Origin of the sequence: Streptomyces sp. NPDC058872 (assembly GCF_042743065.1) — a bacterium.
In the GTDB taxonomy this organism is placed as follows: Bacteria; Actinomycetota; Actinomycetes; order Streptomycetales; family Streptomycetaceae; genus Streptomyces.
Genome location: NZ_JBHYMK010000018.1, coordinates 51,391 through 68,844, shown reverse-complemented (window position 1 = coordinate 68,844; position 17,454 = coordinate 51,391). Strand labels below are relative to the sequence as shown.

The following is a 17,454-nucleotide window of genomic DNA, read 5'->3' as shown; positions in this document are numbered from 1 at the left end:
GGAGCAGGGCTTCCGGGCGGCGGAGACTTGGCGGTTGAGCCGCCCGGAGGCCCGACTAGCGGCGCCGGTGCTGGCCGTTGAGGAGCGAGCGCACGACGACGGCGCACACGGCGACCGAGGCGGCGCTGACGGCGACAGCGAGGAGCATGGACACCAGAACCGTGCCGACGACCAGGACAGCTCCGACGCCGCCGGCGACGGCCACGGCCAGGCCGGCCGGGGTGAGGCGCACGGCGGAGGAGTGCGCCGGGCTGGGACCAGGGGCCGGGGCGGGGTGATGGTTGCAGGCCGCCGGCTCGATGTCGGCCGACGAGGTCTGCTGGACGAGCGGGGTGACGATGCCGGTCGGGAGCGGGTTGACCGGGATGCGCGGCTGGAACATGACGGTTCTCCCTACTTGCTGATCGTGGTGTCGATGAGAGGGGCGAGGACGCTGTCGGCGAGCAGGTAGCCGCCGAGGAGGATCACGGCGACGAGCCACCAGGGCGGGCGGATGAGCTTGATGCCGAGACCGCCGACGACGATCAGGGCGAGCCAGAGCGGGACGTCCATGACGGGGTTTCCTTCGAGGTCAGCGGGGCTTGCAGCGGTGGGTGCGGGCGGCGAGCTGGGCGGCCGAGGAGCTGGAGTACTCGGCGGACCAGCCGCATCCGTCGGACGTGCACACGGAGGCGTACTTGGTGCGGCCGTGGCGATCGCGGTGGGTGCCGATCTGCACCGGACCGATCCGCATCACGGAGTGGAAGTGGTCGCGAGCGGCCATTGCTCAGGCCTCGCCGGTGAAGTCGTCGGCGTGGTCGATGAGCCACTGACGGATCTCGGCCGACTCGAACTCATCGGCGGCCGTGATCACCGGCTCTGCGGTGGCCATGGCCTCCACCAGGCGGTTGTTCCGGGTCAGCTCGGCGGAGCGCTCCAGGGCGCGCCGGGTCGAGTCACGCATGGTCGATCTCCTTCTCAGGCGAGTTGGGCGGCGATGGCGTTGGCCATCGGGGGCGGGACGCCGAGGCGGGCGCGCAGGGTGTCGGCGTCGATCGGGTAGCCGGTGCGGGCGCGGTAGTCGTCAGCGACCTTCCGGGCGTGAGCGACGAGCGCCGGCGGTACCGAGATGGGGGCGGGGTCGGGCTCTGGTGCGGGTTCCGGGATCGGCTCCGGTGAGGGGAGGGCCGGTGCGGCGTCGATCTCCGGCGCAGGCTCGGCTACGTCATCCCGCTCGATGACGGCTTCCACGGCTGAGGGTTGCTCGGTGGTCGTGTCGGGTTCGGCAGGCGCCACCGGATGCCCAGGCGAGTGGACAAGGAGTGTGCCGCCGAGGAACGCGAGGGCGGGCCAGCCCGCGACGAGGATGCGCAGCCAGGCGGGAACGTGGCCGAGGTCGAGAAGCCCGGCGGTGGCGACGTTCGCACCGAGCGACGCTGCCAAGGCGACCATGAACCACGTCCAGGCCGAGCGGGCAGGCACACCGGCAGCCCGCGAGGTCCGCAGCCGATGCCAGGCGGCGACGAGCAGGAGGTCCACGGAGACCGGGTAGGCCCAAGCCTTCCAACCGGACTGTCCGGCAGCCGCAGCCAGGTCGTGGAGGTGAGCGAAGGACAGGGCGCCGGCGATCACGGCTTGTATGAGGACGGCGTCCGGTCGGCGGATGGGACGCATCGGGGGGTCCTCCTTCCGGTTTCGGGCATGGGCGGGGTAGGGACCTGGCGTGAAGCGGTCACGCCGCCGTGGAGCGAGGGGATTCAGGCGATCGCAGGAGCCGTGACGGTCGAGGGTGCCGCGGCTTTGCCCAGGGGCGGCAGGACGGGCCGGAAGGCGTCCAGCGCGGGGATCTCGGGCGTGCGGTGAGCGTGGGAGTTCGCGATGTTCACGGCCCGCCGGAGCGTGAGGTGGGGAGTACGGATACGGACCCACCCACCGGAGGAGTCGCCGGCGACAGCGGTGCCGGGCCGGTCGGTGCGGATCTGGACCGTGGCGAGGACGGCGTCCGGGGCGATGTCGCCAAAGGCCATGTTGGCGGAGGTTTCGTCGTTGACGCGGTGAGCGGTCCGGCCGGTGAGCTGGGCACGGAGCATGGTGATGCCCTTGCCGAGCTCGGAGCCGAAGCGCTGCCCGCAGATCTCCAGGTAGATGCCGGCAGCGCGGCCGAGCTGGGCGAGCCGGACGAGGGAGGTGATGATCCGATCCCGCCGCTTCTCCTCCTCCTTCGTGGCGAAGAGAGCGAGTTCGGCGACCTCATCGACCAGGAGCACGATCGGGTTCGGTCGCAGGTGATCGGGCAGGTCCCAGATGTCGGCGGTGATCTCCGCATCCGGCAGGTCCGCACTCAATCTCTGCTCGCGGCGGATCAGTTGGTAGACGTCCTCCATGTGCTCGACGAGGGTGTCGAGGAGGTCGGCGGCGGCGTCAGGGTTGTCGGCTATCGCGGTGAACCGCCGTGCGAGCGGGGCGAGTTCGACTCCCTGCTTGCAGTCGATCCCGACGAGGGCGACATCCAGCATGGCGAGCGCGGCGACGAGGTTGCGCTGATAGACGGACTTCCCGGACTGGGTGGCACCGACGTTCAGTGCGTGCGGGGTCTGGCGGTAGTCGCGGTAGTAGACCTCCCCGTCCTCCCGCATGGCGACCGGAACGCGCATCACCCCAGCACGGGCAGCCGCGGGCATCTGGACCCGCTTGAGGACGTCGTATCCGGTCATCCGCAGCTCGACGACACCCGAGCGGACCTCCCGGGTGGTGACGTTCTGCATGACGAACGAGTGCCGCAGCCGGTCCGAGGCGGCGGAGAAGTCGAACGCATCCTGACCGGGCCGCAGCTTCACCCGCAGCACGAGCCCGGTACGCGTCGGCCGCAGCCGCAGGATCCGGGGCGCCCGCGAGTCGGGAACGGGCCGGCCAGTCATCCGGGCCAGCGCCAGGCGCCAGCGCGAGGGCGGGACGGTCAGCCCACACGCGTCCATGACCGACGCGTACCGGGCAAGGATCCGCACCACCGCGAAGACGACACCAAAACTCATCCAGTACCAGGCCGGACGCTGCCACCGCAGCAGCAGCGCGACCGTGGCCACCAGCGCGAGGGTGACCGTTAAGGCGGTCACGGGTCAGCCGACCTTCGCCGCGGCGAGCGAGGTGACGGCGACGGCGCGGAAGCTGATGCCGTGGCGCTTCTGGCCGTTGAACTCGTTCTCCCACGGCCGGGCGACGACGCCGGTCAGGGCGACCGGGGTGCCCATGGACAGCTCCTCGGAGATGCCGGTCTTGGGCACGGTCAGGTTGAGGATCTCGGCGTTGCCGTCCATGACGAACATGACGTCGACCGTCATGAGCGGGGCACCGGTGTCCCGGTCGGTGGCGATCTCGCCGGTCTGGCGATTGGCGATCTTCGGGGCCGGGGGCTGGGCCACCATCACCATCGCGGCGGAGGTATCGACGGGGATCTGACGCACAGTGGATCACTCCTCTATAGAGGTTGGACTCCTTCACTCCTGTATAGGAGTGACATGAAGAAGAGTGCACCACTCCTGTACATGAGTCAACCCGCCACGGTAAGAAACCGCAGCGGGCTGAGGGGAGTTGAGCGAGCGTCAGTCGGTCGCAGGGATCCGGTACTGGAAGACGAACTGGTCAGCGGCCATGAGGGTGTCGCAGACCTCCACGACGCGGCCCTTCGTGGTCACCGCATCCCGCACCAGCTGAATCACGGGGGCGCCAGGACTCAGAGCCAACTCGGACGCCTCCGCCTTCGCGGCCGGCCGAGCCTGGAGGGTCTCCACGTACTCGGCGAAGGTGTGACCGTGGTCTTCGAGCCGGGCGTAGATGCCACCCGGGCCGGGGTTCTCGGCGAACAGCTCGGGGATGTCCTTCACCACGTCCCACGGCAGGTACGACGAGGCGGTCTCGACGGGCGTCCCGTTCCGGAAGTACAGCCGACGGCGCGCGAGCACCTGCGTCCCCACCTCGACACCAAGCCGCTCAGCGATGTCCGCGGGCGCCTCCATGGGCCCGATGTAGAGAACGCTGACCTTGGCCGTGGCGCCGGACTGCTCGGACTCGGCGAGGTAGGCCGCCTTACCGCCCCGCCGGTGAGAAGCGCGGAACCGATCCGAAGACCGAAGCCGCACGGGAGGCCGGTCCTTCACAATCGACCCCTTGCCGTGCCGGGTCTCGACGAGCCCACTGGCCCGCACCTCGATCATGGCCTTCCGAATGGTCCCACCGGCGACCCCGTACCGCTCGACGAGCTCGGACTCGCTGGGCACCATGTCACCGGCGTTGAGTACGCCGGACCGGATCTGCTGAACGATCTCGTCGGCGATCTGCACGTACCGAGGTACGGCCCTGCCGGCTCCTGCTGGAGTTCCCACGGTCCTACCCACTCTCCTATGCTCCTGTACATGAGTAACGGGAGCGCGGGAACAAAGTCAACGCCACTCCACTCGGTGTCCGTGGCCGGGGCGGTGGTGCGCGAAGACGGCCGCCTCCTGGCCATCCGCCGAGCGGACAACGGCACGTGGGAACTCCCTGGCGGAGTCCTCGAACTCACCGAGGCCCCGGAAGCGGGCGTCGCCCGGGAGGTCCTGGAGGAGACGGGCATCCATGTCGAGGTGGACGAGCTGACGGGCGTGTACAAGAACACGACCCGCGGCATCGTCGCCCTGGTCTTCCGCTGCAAGCCCTCCGGCGGCACCGAGCGAACCTCAGCCGAGTCCACCGCGGTCGACTGGCTGACGCCGGCCGAGGTCGAGGAGCGCATGGCCGAGGTCTACGCGATCCGCCTCCTGGACGCCCTGGACGGAAACGGCCCCCACGTCCGAAGCCACGATGGCCGCCACCTCTTGGGCACGTCCGCATGACCGGCGCGAAGCCCATCAGCGAGTGGCACGACGTCTATGACTTCCTGGACCAGGTCCGCATACGGCCGGGGATGTTCGTGCGCGCCGGTTCCCGCCTGGAGCTCCAGGCAATGCTGTACGGCTACCGAGTCGCATCCGAGATCCACGGCCCCCAAGCCATGACGGACTTCGAGCACCAGGGCCTGTTCGCCGAGTGGCTGTGGCCGCGACTTGGCCACACGTACGCCAGCCCATTGGGGTGGGCGATCGAGATCACGAAGGCCGCGGAAGCAAGCGACAGGGCAGGCATCGACCTGTTCTTCGACCTGCTGAGCGAGTTCAAAGCGGAGCGAAGCCCGCAAGCGCGGTAAGACTTTCTCTACTTCATCAAGGCACCCGCCGCGCACGGCGCGGCGCGCGCGGCCCGTCGCCCGGGCCTGCGCTCCTGTCTCCGCCCCGCTCCAGCCCGGCCGCCGTCCGCACGCCTGACAGCTCGGGTTGATGGGTGACGAACCCACGACGTGGCCGAGGCGGTACGCGAGTGCGGCTCAGGGCGATGCCTCCGGCGGGGGCGCTCAAACTCCGGGATGGAGGGGGCTTCATGGGCGGGTGCCGGCCCGTGGGTTGTTGAGGTGGGGGACTCCCATCCCGTCTGCCGTCGACCCAGGCAGAGCCGAGCAGACACGGCACCGGGCGTCCAGGTCGTTCGTACAGTGGCGCGCTCCACCTGGACGCCCGGCACCGCGCCTGCTCCACGGTGTGTGGGTCGACGACAGACGGGATGGGAGTTGGGGTAAGTGGTGGGCGAAGATCCGGCATCCGGTGTAGGTAGCGATCCCGGGGCTGATTCATAGTCTCGGCGGCTTCGAGAACCTGCAGGGCACAGTGGGGCATCGAGGTCGTCCACCACATCAGGGACACGACCTTCACCGATGACGCATCCAAGATCCGGACCGGGCACGGACCGGAGAACATGGCCACCCTGCGCAACCTCGCGATCAACACCCTCCGCCACGCCGGCCACCGCAGCATCGCCGCCGAACTCCGAGAGATCTCCCACGCGCCATTCACCCGCCCACTCGACCTGCTCGGACTGCCCCTGACCTGCACCGCAACATGATCAACCAGACAATGAATCAGCCCTGCCCTGACATCACGGAGCGCAACTCTCCCCATCTCCAGGTATGTTGACTGCTGACTCTGCCGATCGATCACGGATGAGTGAGGGAGGAGCGCATGTTGGAGGGGGACTCCATGGGCCTCCAAGGGGAGTTAGTAAAGCTTTACGCGGCCGCGAATACCCCTGGGTTCTCAGTGTTGGCCAAGAAGCTCAGCGTTGACCGCGAAACCGTCGCCGCCTGGATGAAGGGTGACCTATCGGAACCCGATCGAATGATGGAATTCATCCATCTACTTTCGGAACTTTCTGGGTGTTCTTCCCTTCCGGCAATGAGAGAGTTGCGGGAGCTCCAGACGCGGAGCGAGTCAAGGGAGGAGCCGCCTCTCGGATCCCTTCTTGAATGGAAGTTCGGAGCTGCAATTCTTGTCGGCGTGCACTCATATGCGCACCTCGGAAACCGGCCGGCGATTTCAAACAATCTCGCACGAATGCGAGACATCTTAACCTCTCCAGTCGTCGGGATCCCCGAGGATCGATGCATCGTACTAGAGAATCCAACGGATGCCCGCACCATTCTCGAAATACTGGATGAGACGGCTCGCTCCAACCCCAGTTCACTTTTCTTCTATTACGCGGGGCACGGGACACCACATCCGACCACTGGGCGACTCCTCCTCTCGCTCTCTAATTCCCGACCACACGCCTACTATACCTACCTAAAATTCGACGATTTGCGGGAACAGATCGCTGAATCAGGTGTAGGGCGTCGCCTGGTCGTACTCGATAGTTGCTACAGCGGATCGGGACTCGACAGTCTCGCTACGTTCGACTCCGGACTTATGGCCATCAAGGGAAGTTACGTGATGGCTTCATCTGGGGCAACGGAGGAATCCCTGGCACCCCAGGGCTCCACTTATACAACCTTCACCGGTGAATTCCTACGCTTGCTAGAAGATGGCGTACCGGGTGGCCCCCAGGTGCTGGACGCCGATTCGCTATTCGAAGCGATTGTAAAATCGTGCCGAGATAACGACTATCCAGTTCCTGAGCGCCAGGCCAGAAACGATGGAAGCCGAATCCCCCTCACCATTAACCGATCCTTCGATGCCTCTGCGTATGCCAGTCGGGCCAAGCCTGAAAAGCGTCTAGCCACTTCACACTTGGGTTCCAAGAGCATGGACTGGATCCAAAGGCGGATCTACGGCATGTTCGTAAAATTGCTGTGGGCTGGAATTCTCGCGACCACTGCAGTTTTTTTGACGCTCTACCTCACAGGCGTACTTTCGGGCTGGGACGCAGGCGCTATCGGATTCGGCGTAAATTGCTTCATCTTTACGCTCTGGAAAAGCCTGCGATCCATTCCGATCCATCAATTCACTACACCTCTCATTGAGGGGCGAGAGGAGAGAAGGAGAAATCGTGAGTGACGGGATCTTGCTAACAGCTCCGGTTGACGATGCGCGGGCAGCAGACTCATTGCGTCGATGGTTGATGCGCGACGGCGCAGTCCAGCGCGCCGAATTGAGGTCGACCGGCAAAGAGCGCGAAGGCGTACTTGCTGACCCGGTCGCAATTATCGCGATCATCGTTTCGGGCGTGCTAGCACTTCCGGGGGCAATCGACTCGGTAAAGAGGTGGCGCAAGACTCAGCCATCGACAACGAGTCCCGTAGTGCTGCGAATTGGATCTATTTCCGTAGAGATCACCGGAAACGAGGATGCAGCTACGCTTTCCCGTTATGTAGAACTATTGCAGCAGGCGGAAGGGGTGACTCAGGAGAGCGTGAACCCTGACGCGTCGTGAAACACCCGGATATCGGTTCACCCATCCTCGGTGACGCTCTTTAGAGATCGCCATCACCATTGTCTGGTTGATCATGTTGCGGTGCAGGTCAGGGGCAGTCCGAGCAGGTCGAGTGGGCGGGTGAATGGCGCGTGGGAGATCTCTCGGAGTTCGGCGGCGATGCTGCGGTGGCCGGCGTGGCGGAGGGTGTTGATCGCGAGGTTGCGCAGGGTGGCCATGTTCTCCGGTCCGTGCCCGGTCCGGATCTTGGATGCGTCATCGGTGAAGGTCGTGTCCCTGATGTGGTGGACGACCTCGATGCCCCACTGTGCCCTGGGGGGTCTGACACTGGCTGCTCGGTAGGTCGTGGGGTGGGGCGAACCTAGAGGAAGGGCCCTGGGCTACCTGTGGGCCATTGAAGGGTGTCCAACGGCGGCCGAGCGTGACAACGGGCGGCCCTTCGACTGCAGGTCACAAGCAATCAATCAGACAACGCCCCAGGTCGGAGCACGACTAGGGCAAGAGGTTGTTGGCGCGGCCGAGCAGATGACCGTGTACGTCGCCGGATACGGCCTATTTGTGGACCGAAAGCGCTTGGCCACCCACTCGCAGGCCGCTGACCTGCATAGAAGCCAAAGGTTCACGCGCCCTCCGGAGCCGTGTGCACGAAGCCCCGGGCTTTGGCCCGGGGCTTCGTGTCGTTGTGGCGCGTGACTGTTAGCCGAAGGCGCCTGCCGACAGGTGGGGGGCCTCGTTGCTGTCTCCGTGGTCGGAGGTGCCCAGCGTCGGGAGGCGGTGGCCGCGGCTTGCGGCTACGCGGAGTGCGTCTCGCAGGGCGCCGGTGAGGTCTGACGCCACGAGACGGAGTTCTTCCGGGGCCGACGACTCGTCGGCGAGTACCTCTTGGGCGTGCTCCAGGAGCTCGGCGGCGACGTCGAGTTGGGCGGCTTCGGTGTGGTCGGCCAGGCGGGACAAGGGGCCGCCGGTGCCGTCGGTGCTCAGGAAGCAGGGCTTGCCGTCGGGGCCTGACCATGGGAGGAGTCGGAGCTCGTTGTGGGGTGTCATCCTTCGGCCCTTCTGCCTTCGGGCGTGTGGTGGGTGGTGAAGACGGCTTCCGCGCGGTCGCCGGGGAGGGCCAGGAGCGCGGCCTCGACGACGCGGCCGGCGGTGTCGGTCGCTACGCGGGTGATCGCCAGAACGGCGAGGGTCGGGCTGATTCGGAGGGTTGCTGCTTCCATCGGGGTGGGGAGGCGAGCGCAGAGTCTCTCCTCGACCTCGGCCAGTGGCGTCGCCACGGATGTGGGCCAGGTCGACTCGTCGGGTCTGACAGCCGGCGCCAGATCGCGGGGGATGTAGACGCGGGACAGGCTGTGCGGCGAGGTTCCGTCGTGACTCAGGCACTGGAATTCGGTGAGGGGACTGCCAGCCGGCACCCGCAGCAAGACGGGCAAGTGGCCGCGCGCCCGGATTCTGGTGGTGCGGACGCTGATCTGCAAGCCCGGAGTCGGCAGTGCCGAGCCGCCGCCGAGGTACGTGATCCTGCGAAGAGGGAGACGGACGAAGTTGCCCTTGCCATGGACCTTTTCGACGAGGCCTTCGGCTTGGAGGAGCGCGAGGGCGCTCCGCAGGGTCGGCGTGCTGACCGTGTAGCGGGCGGCGAGTTGGGCTTCGGAGGGGAGACGTTCGCCAGCCTTGATGTGGCCGGTCGTGATCTGTGCCCTGAGGTCATCGGCGATGACGTGACGGCGAGAGGCCACGGCGCTGATCACCAACTCTCTGCATCCGCAGGGCGATGAGCCGGGTTCGGGAGTGCATGGTCAGCAGTTCGCCCGACTCGAAGAGGAGTCGCTTTGTGCCGCCTGGAAGTTGGATGAGGTCGGCCACGCGGCACGGCTGGCCGCCGATCTGGATGACGTCGCCCCGCTGGACGTTGGCCGAGGTGATCTCGACGTTGGAGGCCAGCACGCCGCTCGGCGTCCAGCTCCTCATGGGGTCGCCTCCTTCGGCGCTTCCCGGCCGGCAGTCGGGTGGCAGGGGCAGTCACACACTTCGTAGATCACGGGGATGCCGACCGGTGCCAGGGAGGGTGAGGACTGCGCGCACTCGTGGTGCGTGCCGATCCGACACGAGCTCGATCGGTAGGGGATGGCTTTCGCATACATCAGTTGACCTCCGGCGGCACGAAGCACGGCGGCCCTAAAGGGCGCACTCTGGTGCACCCAACTGCGCGGCAGATACGGTTTAACACGCTGATCAGCTCCTATCGCTGATGGCCAGGTCCCCGGACATCGCCCGTCGCGGGGGCCATTCTGTGTACGGCGGCCCATAAGGTGCGGCCGTTCAAGCTGCTGGCCTGGAGTCCGAATCGATCGGCCTCCGCCACCACTTCCAAGGCCTCCCGCCATGTTTCGGCGGGGAGCGATTCCGGCACCTCCGCTTCGATCCACGTGTGACGGGCGTGCTCCTCCATGCGCGTGGTGAGTCCGAGAGTGGACAACTCGGCGGCGATGTCTTCCGCGCTTGCTGCCGAAGCGGGCACAGGAGAGCCTCCGTCGCCAAGGGATCACGTTGCGTGAAGCTAGTTAACTAGATTAGGGCTAGTGGACTAGATTTTCCATATGCCTGAGCAGCAGCCGCCGTATCTCCGCATCGCTGACGAACTCCGGCGGAGGATCGCGGAGCACGAGTGGGAGCCCGGAGACCGGCTCCCCTCGCGTGCCCAGATCGGCCAGGAGTGCGGCGTCGGCGAGAACGTCGTCCGTCGGGCGCAGGAGCTGCTGATCTCCCAAGGGGTCCTGGAGGGGCGGGCGGGATCCGGAACGTACGTCGCGGAGCCCCGTCAGCGTGTGCGCGTGGTCCGCTCATCAGCGCGTGAGCAGAGCGACGCTTCGCCGTTCCGAGCCGACATGAAGGCCTTGGGCAAGCAGGGTGACTGGGAGAGTCGGACCGAGGCCAAGGTTCCGGCGCCGGCGGAGATCGCCGCACGGCTCGGCATCGTCGAGGGCGACCTGTGCGTCCGCACGGTGTACGAGTTCCTCGCCGACGGTCGGCCCGCGCAGTTGTCGACGAGCTGGGAGCCGTACGACCTCACCGGCGGAACTCTCGTCGTCCTTCCCGAGGGCGGGCCACACGCCGGGGCCGGCGTCGTGAACCGGATGGCTCAGATCGGCGTTACCGTCGGCCATGCCGTCGAGCAGCCGGAGCCGCGGCAGGCCACTGCTGAGGAGGCGTCTCTTCTCGGGATTCAGAAAGCCTCGCTCGTCACCCACATTCGGCGGACGTACTACAGCGACGAAGGACGGCCCGTTGAGACGGCGGACATCGTCGTCCCTGCCGCCCTCTGCGAGATTGTCTACGAGATCCCCATCAACCGTTAAGGACGGCATCGTGGATGCTCAGCAGACACAAGACCTGATCTCGGTGCTGCTCGACATCGAGGCCGACACCGGAGGCCGGGACGACGCGGCCATGGATCTCTATGCGTCCGATGCCCTGGAGGCCCGTCGAGCGCTCCTTTCGGTCGCCAGCGACCCGCGGACGCCGGACATCGTTCTGGCCAGTACGGGTGAGTCTCTCGGGCAGATTGCCACGAGGATCGGGTGTCCACTGACCCATCAGGAACGTGCGGGCCTGATGCCCGAGGCTCGGCACGAGTACGACGACGCTACGGCTTTCACAACTGGTATCCACGCCGATGGACGCCCTTCCTGAGCTGCAACCGCACCGGGGAGCCCCCAGGTGAGCTGGGTTGTCAGTGCTGCGGCGTAGTTTCTCGCCATGGCGAATAGACCCCCTGAGAACTGGCGTGCCTGGATGGCGGAGGTGGCCCGAGACGTCGAGACCGGGATTTTGGAACCCGAGTGCGCCGGGGCGGCGGAGATGTACCCCGAATCCTTGCTGAGGGCGACGGACTCAGCGCTGGAGGCGTTCGAGGCGGAGGTATGTGCGCTCGTCGGGCCTTCCGATGAAGAGGTCTTCGGGGTTGTTGAGAGGGTTGTTCTGGCGCTCAACGCCGTCGACGGGGACGACAGCCATGGTGGCGCTGGCTACTGCACCGAAGAGCGGGAGCAGCTGTGCGAATACATCGATCTCACCTTGGGCGAGCACGGTGTGGACGTGACTGCTCTGGCGGAGAGGAGAGGCATGAACCGGGCCGAGATCACTGATGCATGGCGCGACTGGTGACCGTGGCTTCCTGTACTTCCCGCAGTGTTCTACGTACGAGGACAAGTGCCCTGGTCCCTTGACCCGGTCCGTGCAGCGGCATCATGAGTTCCATGACTTCCGGAACCGGCTCAGCGCCGATCGAGAGCACTCACGTCACGGCCGCCGTTGAGGGCACGGGGCTCCGCTTCACCTGGGACGCCGATGCCCGGATCGAGGTGCGGAACCTCGGGGTCGAAGTCGTCATCGAGGCGAACGCCGCGGGGCTCAGGACGCTTGCCGGGCACCTTCTGGTGCTGGCAGGCGAAGGAGTTCCCGATGGGGCCCATCTGCACCTCGAAGACGGCAACGGGCTGGAAGACGGGTCCGTCGGCCTGGTCCTGGAGCGCAGCGACGAAGAGTGACCAGGTTCCTCGCGGTTGTCGCGGGAGCTGACATCCAAAACTGAGTGACCAGTGGCCCGCTGCTGATCGGGGGCACGGTGGACGAACGTGCAAGGCAGGTGTCGGCGCCAGGGCCCGTGCCAGATCCGTGCCAGATCGGGCAGTCAACCACGGTCAATTGGGGTCCGCGGCGGTGCAGGGAAGCGTGGGGCCCGGAGCGTCGGTGTACGCCCGTTGACCAGCCAAGACCGCTGTGTGAGCGGCGCCAGGCTTACAAAGCAGATGTCGGCGGTTCGAAACCGTCCGCGCCCACCAGTGCAAAGGCCCCCAGCCGATCTTGGCTGGGGGCCTTTGACGTCCATATCTGGCATCGACGTCCATGGTCACGTGGGCTCTGGGTTTGTTCGGCCGATCGTGACGAGTGGCAGTCCTGTGATTCCGTCGTAGGGGGAGCGGTGGAGGGCGTTCTCGACATGACCGGCAGGCTGCCGGAGGGCTGGATGCACGCGATCTTCCATGGCGGCCCGTACGGGAAGAGCGTGAGGCGCTGCGTTCCTGGCCCTCCCGAGGCGGCACCCCTCGCCGTGCCGCTGGTCGCGGGAGGCGTTCATCTCTACCGCCTGTGGACGATGGGTTCGTGGTCCTATCCGGGCGATCCCGCAGTTGTCTATGACACCTGGCGGGCCCCCGGGCCGTCGCCTCCATGGACCACGGAACGAGTGCGGTGAAAATTTCCCTACCTCATTCAAGGCACCCGCCGCGCGCGGCCCGTCGCCCGGGCCTGCGCTCCTGTCTCCGCCCCGTTCCAGCCCGGCCGCCGTCCGCACGCCTGACGGCTCGGGTTGATGGGCGGGGAGAACCGCGGTGCGGCCAAGTCGGTGCGCGAGTGCGGCTCAAGGTGCTGCCTCCGGCGGGGGCGCTCAGGCTCCGAGATGGACGGGCTTCGTGGGCGGGTGCCGGCAGCGTTGCGGTGAAGGTGGGATGGAGCGGGGCGAGTGGTCGGCAGCGTCGGTCAGCCGAAGTCCGCCACGTAGAGTCCCACGATCACGAGCACGAAACCCAGGCTGCACGTCACCCGCTGGTTGCGCGTCCAAGCGCTCCATCCGCGTTGGCCTTTGCTGCCAACGACTACGCCGATCATGCCTACGACGAAGAGACTCATCCCAAGGCCGAACATGAGGACATCCCACCACCGCGAACCGCGGTGGTCAACGGACCAGCGTAGGGGTCGGAACCAACCACCCGAGCCTTTTGTGCGCCGGACGAGCCGGATGTGGAGCGGGAAGCACGGGGAACGAGGTTTTCGAGACCGTCTGCTCCCAACAGCGCGAAGGCCCCTGTAGCTTCGGTGGTTTCCAAGGGCCTGTGGCATGCCCATCCGGCACCGTCATCCGTGGTCATCGCGGCCCGGGGCGTTCTCGAACCTGTGGGCGTCGTGCCGCCGTCAGTGAGGGGCAGGTGGCGTTTGCTGCCGGGAGAGGGTCAGCTTGCGCTGCACCCGGTCGACTTCCGTGACGACGACCGTCACCTCGGCGCCCGCTTCTGCGACGTCCTGTGGATCTGCCCCGGGTGCCGATGCGGGTTCTCGAAGGTGGACCAGCCCCTCGATGCCGTCGGCGACCCGGACGAAGACGCCGAACGGGAGCACTCGGGCGACCCGTCCACGCAGTCCTTGGCCGACCGCGATGCCGTCGGCGAATTCCTGGAAGGGATCCGTTCGCGTCCTCTTCAGGGAGAGTCTGGCTTCTCCGTTCCACGTGTCGAACGGGAGGAACTCGCAGGAGACGCGCTGCCCGACCCGAACGACGTCCGTGGCCACTTCAAAGCGTTGCCAGGACACTTCGGTAAGCGTGATGAACCCGATGCCGGGGAAGACCGGGTGGTCGGGGCCGCCGTCCAGCGCCACGAGGCCGCCGAACCGCTCGATGGCCGCGATCGTGCCGGAGAGGATCTCGCCGGGGCGACGCGGCGTCAGGAAGGCCCGCGGCTCTGGGGTCTCGGTGGCGGTCATGGCCGACCGCGCTCGGCCTTCGTCCAGACCGTTCCGCTGCAGAGGTCGCCGATGCGGACTCCTGCCAGGAACTCCCGAGAGTCCTGATGGGTCGATGCTGCCCCCCATGCCGCCCAGACTTTCACGGCGGCCGTGCGCTGGCTCGGAGCCGGAGCCGGAGCCGGAGCCGGAGCCGGAGCCGGAGCGAGAGCGGGAGCCGGAGCGAGAGCGGGAGCAGGGCCGGACCCGGTGTCGGTGTCGGTGTCGGTCGTACCTGCGTTTCCGGTGGTCGGGGCCGGTGTGATCGGATGAGCGGATGAGCACCCTGTACTTGTTCGCAAGCGCTGCCGAGCCCGTGTTCGACATCGCCCGGGTCGTCGAGGACGCGCAGGCCGACGGCTGGGACGTCTGCCTCGGGCTCACCCCCACGGCGGCCCGTTGGCTCGCCGGTTCGCTCGACGGGCTCGCCGCGCTCACCGGACACCCCGTGCGCTGGGACTACAAGCTGCCCGGTGAGCCGGACGCGTGGCCGGAGGCCGGTGCGATCCTCTTCGCCCCGGCCACCTTCAACACGGTGAACCAGTGGGCACTCGGGATCACGGACAAGTTCGTCCTCGGCGTCGTCGCGGAGGGCATCGGGAAGGGGATCCCGATGGTGACGATGCCGTGCCTGAACGCCGCCTACGCGCAGCACCCCCAGTTCGAACAGTCCCTGGGGGTGCTGCGCGGCGCCGGTGTCTCCGTGCTGTACGGCGAGGACGGGTTCGCGCCGCACCGGCCGGGGGAGGGGAACCCGGCGCGCTTTCCGTGGCGGCTGGCCCTGGACGTCGTCCGGGAGGCAGGGCGCTCCTGAGGACCTTGGTGTCCCGTGCCGTGCGTCAGGGGCCGGAACGGGCTGCGGGACGGAGAGGGTTGGCCCGCCCGGCCCCGCAGCCCCCTCCGACCGCCCGAAGGAGCGCGGGCGAATTGACGGGAGCGTGTCCCGGCCGGTGTACTCCCGGCATGGCTGAGGTGGGGGATGCGCCCGAAGCGGGCCTGCAGTGCGGCGAGATGACGCCGCAGCGGTACATCGAGACCAGGCTCGTGCAGTACCAGGGGTGGTACGACGCCAAGGCGACCCGGATGAAGGCGATGCACCTGCGGATGCGCACCGTCTCCGTCGTCGGCGGGGCGCTCGTGCCGGTGTTCGTGAACCTGGACCTGGCGTTCGCGCGGGTGACGGCCACCGCCCTGAGCGTGGTGGTCGTCGCCGCGGTGTCGCTGGAAAGCGTGTACCGCTACCGCGAGCAGTGGAAGAACTACCGCTCGACCGAGCAGTTGCTCGGGCACGAGCGGGTCTACTTCGAGACCAAGGTCGGGCCGTACCACCACCTGGCCGCGTCGGAGGCGTTCTCCGTCCTCGTGGCCCGCGTCGAGAAGGCCATCGCCAATGAGAACTCGGCCACGCTGAACGTCATGACCCTCGGTGGGCAGGTCAACTCCGACGTGCAGCAGCACGGGATCCCGACGGCTCGGCAGACGACGGAAGCCCGTTGAGCGGCGCGGAGCGGCACCGTCGACCCGCCGACCGCGCGACCTCTCGTGTCGGGGCGGTCCTCGGGGGCGGCGGATGAGCGGCGGCGCACTGCGGATCACCGTCCTCGGGTCCGCCACCCCCTTTCCCCGCCCCGACAACGCCTGTTCCGGTTACCTCGTCGAGGGCGGTGGCGTCCGGGTGTGGGTGGACGCCGGTACGGGAACCCTCGGGGCCTTGCAGGAGCACGTGGGCCTCGGGGAGGTCGACGCCGTGTGGATCTCCCATCTGCACGCCGACCACAGCGCCGATCTGCTCACCGCCTTCTACGGCTTGCTGTACGCGGGGCTCGACCTCCTGCTCCCCGTGCCGCTCTTCGGGCCTCCCGGCACCGCCGATCGGCTCGCCGACTTCCTCAGCAACGGTCCTGATCGCAGTCCCGTCGAAGAGGCCTTCGCCATCGAGGAGTTGTACGACGGGCACGTCGTGCGGGTCGGCGGACTGACCCTGCGCTCCCGCGCCGTGGAGCACGGCGGCCTTCCCGCCTTCGCCCTGCGGGTGGAGGCGGACGGGCGCTCGCTCGTCTACTCCGGGGACTGCGAGCCCTGTCCGGCCCTCGTCGAACTCGCCCGGGAATGCGACCTGTTCGTTTGCGAAGCCGATGGGGGCGTGCCCGGTCACCACTCGGCGGCGCAGGCCGGGCGGAGTGCTGCCGCTGCCGGCGTCGGTCGTCTCCTCGTGACGCACGTCGGCCCCGGGACGGATCCGGCCGACGCGGTCGCCCAGGCCGCCGCCGAGTTTCCCGGGGACGTCGCCCATGCCGCCCCCGGGCTGCGGTGCGAGGTCGTCATGCGTCGAAGCCGTACTCCAATACGTACGACGAGGAGTCCAGGGTCATCTCGTTGAGTTCCACCGCCCTGCCGGTCTCGGTGTAGGCCGTGCGCTCGATGAGGACCACCGGCGTGCCGAACTCCAGGGCGAGGCGGTCCGATTCGTGCGCCGTCGGCATCCGGCAGCGGATCTCCTCCCGGAAGTGCACCGGTCGCTGCCCCAACTCGGCGAGCCGGGCGTAGGTGCCGCCGGGGCCCGTGTCGGGTTCGACGATCTGCGTTCCGCGCACGAGTTCGGCGGAGAGGTACGACACGGAGAGCAGCACCGGCCTTCCGTCGAGGACGAAGCGGCGGCTCCGTACGCAGAGGAGGGTGCCCGGCGCCAGGTCCAGCACCCGTGCGATCCGGTCCCCGGCGGGCTTCTCGCCCACCTCCAGCCGGTCGACGACGAGGTCCCGGTCCTCGACCTCCGTGGACCAGACCGAGTGGCCGTTGCCCCACCGTTCCCCGGCCAGGCGCGGGATGCCCCGGCGGCGCAGCGGACGGAAGGTGCGGACGAAGACGCCGGCGCCCTTGCGGGCCTCGGCGAGTCCTTCGGTGCGCAGGACGGAGAGGGCCTGGCGGGCGGTCATGCGGGCCACGTCGTAGGTCGTCATGAGGTCGTTCTCGCCGGGGAGCCGGTCGCCCGGCGCGAAGTCGCCTGACTGGATCGCGGTTCTCAACTCGTCTGCGATGCGCTGGTACTTGGGCTGACGAGCGCTGTCCTGGTCAGTCACGGGTGGACCACTCCCTTCGTCTGCGGGACACCCTACGGCGCGCCCCCCGACCCGGGTGCACACGTGTGCG

At 67.6% G+C, this 17,454-nt stretch carries 27 protein-coding genes; 12 read left to right on the top strand and 15 right to left on the bottom strand.

Annotated features, from left to right (window positions below; genetic code table 11):
* Positions 1-55: 55 nt before the first annotated feature.
* The 8 genes from ACFW22_RS14305 to ACFW22_RS14270 all read right to left on the bottom strand — a co-directional run bounded on the left by ACFW22_RS14305 (position 56) and on the right by ACFW22_RS14270 (position 4,316).
* Positions 56-382 carry a SpdD-like protein gene (locus tag ACFW22_RS14305; RefSeq protein ID WP_386403061.1) on the bottom strand — a complete coding sequence of 109 codons (327 nt, stop codon included), beginning with the start codon at positions 380-382 and terminating at the stop codon, positions 56-58.
* A gap of 11 nt (positions 383-393) precedes the next feature.
* Positions 394-552, bottom strand: a complete 159-nt coding sequence (locus ACFW22_RS14300; RefSeq protein WP_107425749.1) for a hypothetical protein — start codon at positions 550-552, stop codon at positions 394-396.
* A 19-nt stretch (positions 553-571) separates the two neighbouring features.
* Positions 572-763, bottom strand: coding sequence for a mobile element transfer protein (locus ACFW22_RS14295; RefSeq protein ID WP_386403058.1), 192 nt, complete (start codon positions 761-763; stop codon positions 572-574).
* Positions 764-766: 3 nt separating this feature from the next.
* Complete coding sequence (locus tag ACFW22_RS14290; RefSeq protein WP_386403055.1) at positions 767-943, bottom strand: hypothetical protein; 177 nt, start codon at positions 941-943, stop codon at positions 767-769.
* A 14-nt stretch (positions 944-957) separates the two neighbouring features.
* Positions 958-1,653, bottom strand: coding sequence for a DUF2637 domain-containing protein (locus ACFW22_RS14285; RefSeq protein ID WP_386403052.1), 696 nt, complete (start codon positions 1,651-1,653; stop codon positions 958-960).
* Positions 1,654-1,736: 83 nt separating this feature from the next.
* A complete protein-coding gene (locus ACFW22_RS14280) occupies positions 1,737-3,092 on the bottom strand; it encodes an FtsK/SpoIIIE domain-containing protein (RefSeq protein WP_386403049.1) in 1,356 nt (451 codons plus the stop codon).
* A gap of 3 nt (positions 3,093-3,095) precedes the next feature.
* Positions 3,096-3,440, bottom strand: a complete 345-nt coding sequence (locus tag ACFW22_RS14275; RefSeq protein WP_030688073.1) for a hypothetical protein — start codon at positions 3,438-3,440, stop codon at positions 3,096-3,098.
* A gap of 138 nt (positions 3,441-3,578) precedes the next feature.
* Positions 3,579-4,316 carry a GntR family transcriptional regulator gene (locus ACFW22_RS14270; protein ID WP_386403225.1) on the bottom strand — a complete coding sequence of 246 codons (738 nt, stop codon included), beginning with the start codon at positions 4,314-4,316 and terminating at the stop codon, positions 3,579-3,581.
* A 60-nt stretch (positions 4,317-4,376) separates the two neighbouring features.
* Between ACFW22_RS14270 and ACFW22_RS14265 the strand changes: the two genes are divergently transcribed.
* The 5 genes from ACFW22_RS14265 to ACFW22_RS14245 all read left to right on the top strand — a co-directional run bounded on the left by ACFW22_RS14265 (position 4,377) and on the right by ACFW22_RS14245 (position 7,749).
* Positions 4,377-4,847, top strand: coding sequence for an NUDIX hydrolase (locus ACFW22_RS14265; RefSeq protein ID WP_386403046.1), 471 nt, complete (start codon positions 4,377-4,379; stop codon positions 4,845-4,847).
* Positions 4,844-5,197, top strand: coding sequence for a hypothetical protein (locus ACFW22_RS14260; RefSeq protein ID WP_386403043.1), 354 nt, complete (start codon positions 4,844-4,846; stop codon positions 5,195-5,197). Before ACFW22_RS14265 ends, ACFW22_RS14260 begins: the two co-directional genes overlap by 4 nt.
* Before the next feature lie 602 nt (positions 5,198-5,799).
* Positions 5,800-5,946: a hypothetical protein gene (locus ACFW22_RS14255; RefSeq protein WP_386403034.1), complete on the top strand. Its 147-nt coding sequence runs from the start codon at positions 5,800-5,802 to the stop codon at positions 5,944-5,946.
* A gap of 116 nt (positions 5,947-6,062) precedes the next feature.
* A complete protein-coding gene (locus tag ACFW22_RS14250) occupies positions 6,063-7,373 on the top strand; it encodes a caspase domain-containing protein (protein WP_386403040.1) in 1,311 nt (436 codons plus the stop codon).
* Positions 7,366-7,749 (top strand): hypothetical protein, encoded by a 384-nt coding sequence (locus tag ACFW22_RS14245; RefSeq protein WP_386403037.1) that lies wholly within the window; start codon positions 7,366-7,368, stop codon positions 7,747-7,749. The genes ACFW22_RS14250 and ACFW22_RS14245 overlap by 8 nt, the downstream gene beginning before the upstream one ends.
* A gap of 71 nt (positions 7,750-7,820) precedes the next feature.
* Here ACFW22_RS14245 and ACFW22_RS14240 read toward each other — a convergent pair whose 3' ends face one another.
* From ACFW22_RS14240 to ACFW22_RS14220, 5 genes are all read right to left on the bottom strand, one after another.
* Entirely contained in the window at positions 7,821-7,967 is a 147-nt protein-coding gene (locus ACFW22_RS14240; RefSeq protein WP_386403034.1) for a hypothetical protein, read from the bottom strand.
* Positions 7,968-8,445: 478 nt separating this feature from the next.
* Positions 8,446-8,793, bottom strand: coding sequence for a hypothetical protein (locus ACFW22_RS14235; protein WP_386403031.1), 348 nt, complete (start codon positions 8,791-8,793; stop codon positions 8,446-8,448).
* A complete protein-coding gene (locus ACFW22_RS14230) occupies positions 8,790-9,485 on the bottom strand; it encodes a GntR family transcriptional regulator (RefSeq protein ID WP_386403029.1) in 696 nt (231 codons plus the stop codon). Before ACFW22_RS14230 ends, ACFW22_RS14235 begins: the two co-directional genes overlap by 4 nt.
* A complete protein-coding gene (locus tag ACFW22_RS14225) occupies positions 9,454-9,717 on the bottom strand; it encodes a hypothetical protein (protein ID WP_386403026.1) in 264 nt (87 codons plus the stop codon). The genes ACFW22_RS14230 and ACFW22_RS14225 overlap by 32 nt, the downstream gene beginning before the upstream one ends.
* Positions 9,718-9,988: 271 nt before the next feature.
* Positions 9,989-10,267, bottom strand: coding sequence for a hypothetical protein (locus ACFW22_RS14220; RefSeq protein WP_386403023.1), 279 nt, complete (start codon positions 10,265-10,267; stop codon positions 9,989-9,991).
* Between the two features lie 79 nt (positions 10,268-10,346).
* Here ACFW22_RS14220 and ACFW22_RS14215 point away from each other — a divergent pair, with 79 nt between their 5' ends.
* From ACFW22_RS14215 to ACFW22_RS14200, 4 genes are all read left to right on the top strand, one after another.
* A complete protein-coding gene (locus tag ACFW22_RS14215; RefSeq protein ID WP_386403020.1) occupies positions 10,347-11,105 on the top strand; it encodes a GntR family transcriptional regulator in 759 nt (252 codons plus the stop codon).
* Positions 11,106-11,115: 10 nt separating this feature from the next.
* The gene (locus ACFW22_RS14210) at positions 11,116-11,439 is read left to right on the top strand and encodes a hypothetical protein (protein ID WP_386403017.1); all 324 of its coding nucleotides are present in this window, start codon (positions 11,116-11,118) and stop codon (positions 11,437-11,439) included.
* A 66-nt stretch (positions 11,440-11,505) separates the two neighbouring features.
* Positions 11,506-11,913, top strand: a complete 408-nt coding sequence (locus ACFW22_RS14205; RefSeq protein WP_386403014.1) for a hypothetical protein — start codon at positions 11,506-11,508, stop codon at positions 11,911-11,913.
* 92 nt (positions 11,914-12,005) lie between these two features.
* Positions 12,006-12,296: a hypothetical protein gene (locus tag ACFW22_RS14200; protein WP_284579360.1), complete on the top strand. Its 291-nt coding sequence runs from the start codon at positions 12,006-12,008 to the stop codon at positions 12,294-12,296.
* A gap of 1,423 nt (positions 12,297-13,719) precedes the next feature.
* Here the strand turns inward: ACFW22_RS14200 and ACFW22_RS14195 are convergent.
* Entirely contained in the window at positions 13,720-14,286 is a 567-nt protein-coding gene (locus ACFW22_RS14195; RefSeq protein ID WP_386403010.1) for a S1 RNA-binding domain-containing protein, read from the bottom strand.
* A 295-nt stretch (positions 14,287-14,581) separates the two neighbouring features.
* On the opposite strand from ACFW22_RS14195, the gene ACFW22_RS14190 reads away from it, so the two are divergent.
* From ACFW22_RS14190 to ACFW22_RS14180, 3 genes are all read left to right on the top strand, one after another.
* Complete coding sequence (locus ACFW22_RS14190; RefSeq protein ID WP_386403007.1) at positions 14,582-15,118, top strand: flavoprotein; 537 nt, start codon at positions 14,582-14,584, stop codon at positions 15,116-15,118.
* A gap of 149 nt (positions 15,119-15,267) precedes the next feature.
* The gene (locus ACFW22_RS14185; RefSeq protein WP_386403004.1) at positions 15,268-15,801 is read left to right on the top strand and encodes a DUF4231 domain-containing protein; all 534 of its coding nucleotides are present in this window, start codon (positions 15,268-15,270) and stop codon (positions 15,799-15,801) included.
* 73 nt (positions 15,802-15,874) lie between these two features.
* The gene (locus ACFW22_RS14180) at positions 15,875-16,684 is read left to right on the top strand and encodes an MBL fold metallo-hydrolase (protein ID WP_386403001.1); all 810 of its coding nucleotides are present in this window, start codon (positions 15,875-15,877) and stop codon (positions 16,682-16,684) included.
* Here the strand turns inward: ACFW22_RS14180 and ACFW22_RS14175 are convergent.
* On the bottom strand, positions 16,626-17,384 hold the full coding sequence (locus ACFW22_RS14175) for a GntR family transcriptional regulator (RefSeq protein ID WP_386402998.1): 759 nt from the start codon (positions 17,382-17,384) through the stop codon (positions 16,626-16,628). The two genes, ACFW22_RS14180 and ACFW22_RS14175, sit on opposite strands and share 59 nt — an antisense overlap.
* Positions 17,385-17,454 lie beyond the last annotated feature (70 nt).

What these genes read in the sequence shown, in the direction of transcription:
- ACFW22_RS14260 (WP_386403043.1), top strand. Translation starts at nt 4,844, where the DNA reads ATGACCGGCGCGAAGCCCATCAGCGAGTGGCACGACGTCTATGACTTC.
- ACFW22_RS14180 (WP_386403001.1), top strand. Translation starts at nt 15,875, where the DNA reads ATGAGCGGCGGCGCACTGCGGATCACCGTCCTCGGGTCCGCCACCCCC.
- ACFW22_RS14235 (WP_386403031.1), bottom strand. Translation starts at nt 8,793, where the DNA reads ATGACACCCCACAACGAGCTCCGACTCCTCCCATGGTCAGGCCCCGAC.
- ACFW22_RS14215 (WP_386403020.1), top strand. Translation starts at nt 10,347, where the DNA reads ATGCCTGAGCAGCAGCCGCCGTATCTCCGCATCGCTGACGAACTCCGG.
- ACFW22_RS14225 (WP_386403026.1), bottom strand. Translation starts at nt 9,717, where the DNA reads ATGAGGAGCTGGACGCCGAGCGGCGTGCTGGCCTCCAACGTCGAGATC.
- ACFW22_RS14205 (WP_386403014.1), top strand. Translation starts at nt 11,506, where the DNA reads ATGGCGAATAGACCCCCTGAGAACTGGCGTGCCTGGATGGCGGAGGTG.
- ACFW22_RS14250 (WP_386403040.1), top strand. Translation starts at nt 6,063, where the DNA reads ATGTTGGAGGGGGACTCCATGGGCCTCCAAGGGGAGTTAGTAAAGCTT.
- ACFW22_RS14290 (WP_386403055.1), bottom strand. Translation starts at nt 943, where the DNA reads ATGCGTGACTCGACCCGGCGCGCCCTGGAGCGCTCCGCCGAGCTGACC.
- ACFW22_RS14295 (WP_386403058.1), bottom strand. Translation starts at nt 763, where the DNA reads ATGGCCGCTCGCGACCACTTCCACTCCGTGATGCGGATCGGTCCGGTG.
- ACFW22_RS14265 (WP_386403046.1), top strand. Translation starts at nt 4,377, where the DNA reads ATGCTCCTGTACATGAGTAACGGGAGCGCGGGAACAAAGTCAACGCCA.
- ACFW22_RS14300 (WP_107425749.1), bottom strand. Translation starts at nt 552, where the DNA reads ATGGACGTCCCGCTCTGGCTCGCCCTGATCGTCGTCGGCGGTCTCGGC.
- ACFW22_RS14200 (WP_284579360.1), top strand. Translation starts at nt 12,006, where the DNA reads ATGACTTCCGGAACCGGCTCAGCGCCGATCGAGAGCACTCACGTCACG.
- ACFW22_RS14185 (WP_386403004.1), top strand. Translation starts at nt 15,268, where the DNA reads ATGGCTGAGGTGGGGGATGCGCCCGAAGCGGGCCTGCAGTGCGGCGAG.
- ACFW22_RS14195 (WP_386403010.1), bottom strand. Translation starts at nt 14,286, where the DNA reads ATGACCGCCACCGAGACCCCAGAGCCGCGGGCCTTCCTGACGCCGCGT.
- ACFW22_RS14255 (WP_386403034.1), top strand. Translation starts at nt 5,800, where the DNA reads ATGGCCACCCTGCGCAACCTCGCGATCAACACCCTCCGCCACGCCGGC.
- ACFW22_RS14190 (WP_386403007.1), top strand. Translation starts at nt 14,582, where the DNA reads ATGAGCACCCTGTACTTGTTCGCAAGCGCTGCCGAGCCCGTGTTCGAC.
- ACFW22_RS14240 (WP_386403034.1), bottom strand. Translation starts at nt 7,967, where the DNA reads ATGGCCACCCTGCGCAACCTCGCGATCAACACCCTCCGCCACGCCGGC.
- ACFW22_RS14305 (WP_386403061.1), bottom strand. Translation starts at nt 382, where the DNA reads ATGTTCCAGCCGCGCATCCCGGTCAACCCGCTCCCGACCGGCATCGTC.
- ACFW22_RS14285 (WP_386403052.1), bottom strand. Translation starts at nt 1,653, where the DNA reads ATGCGTCCCATCCGCCGACCGGACGCCGTCCTCATACAAGCCGTGATC.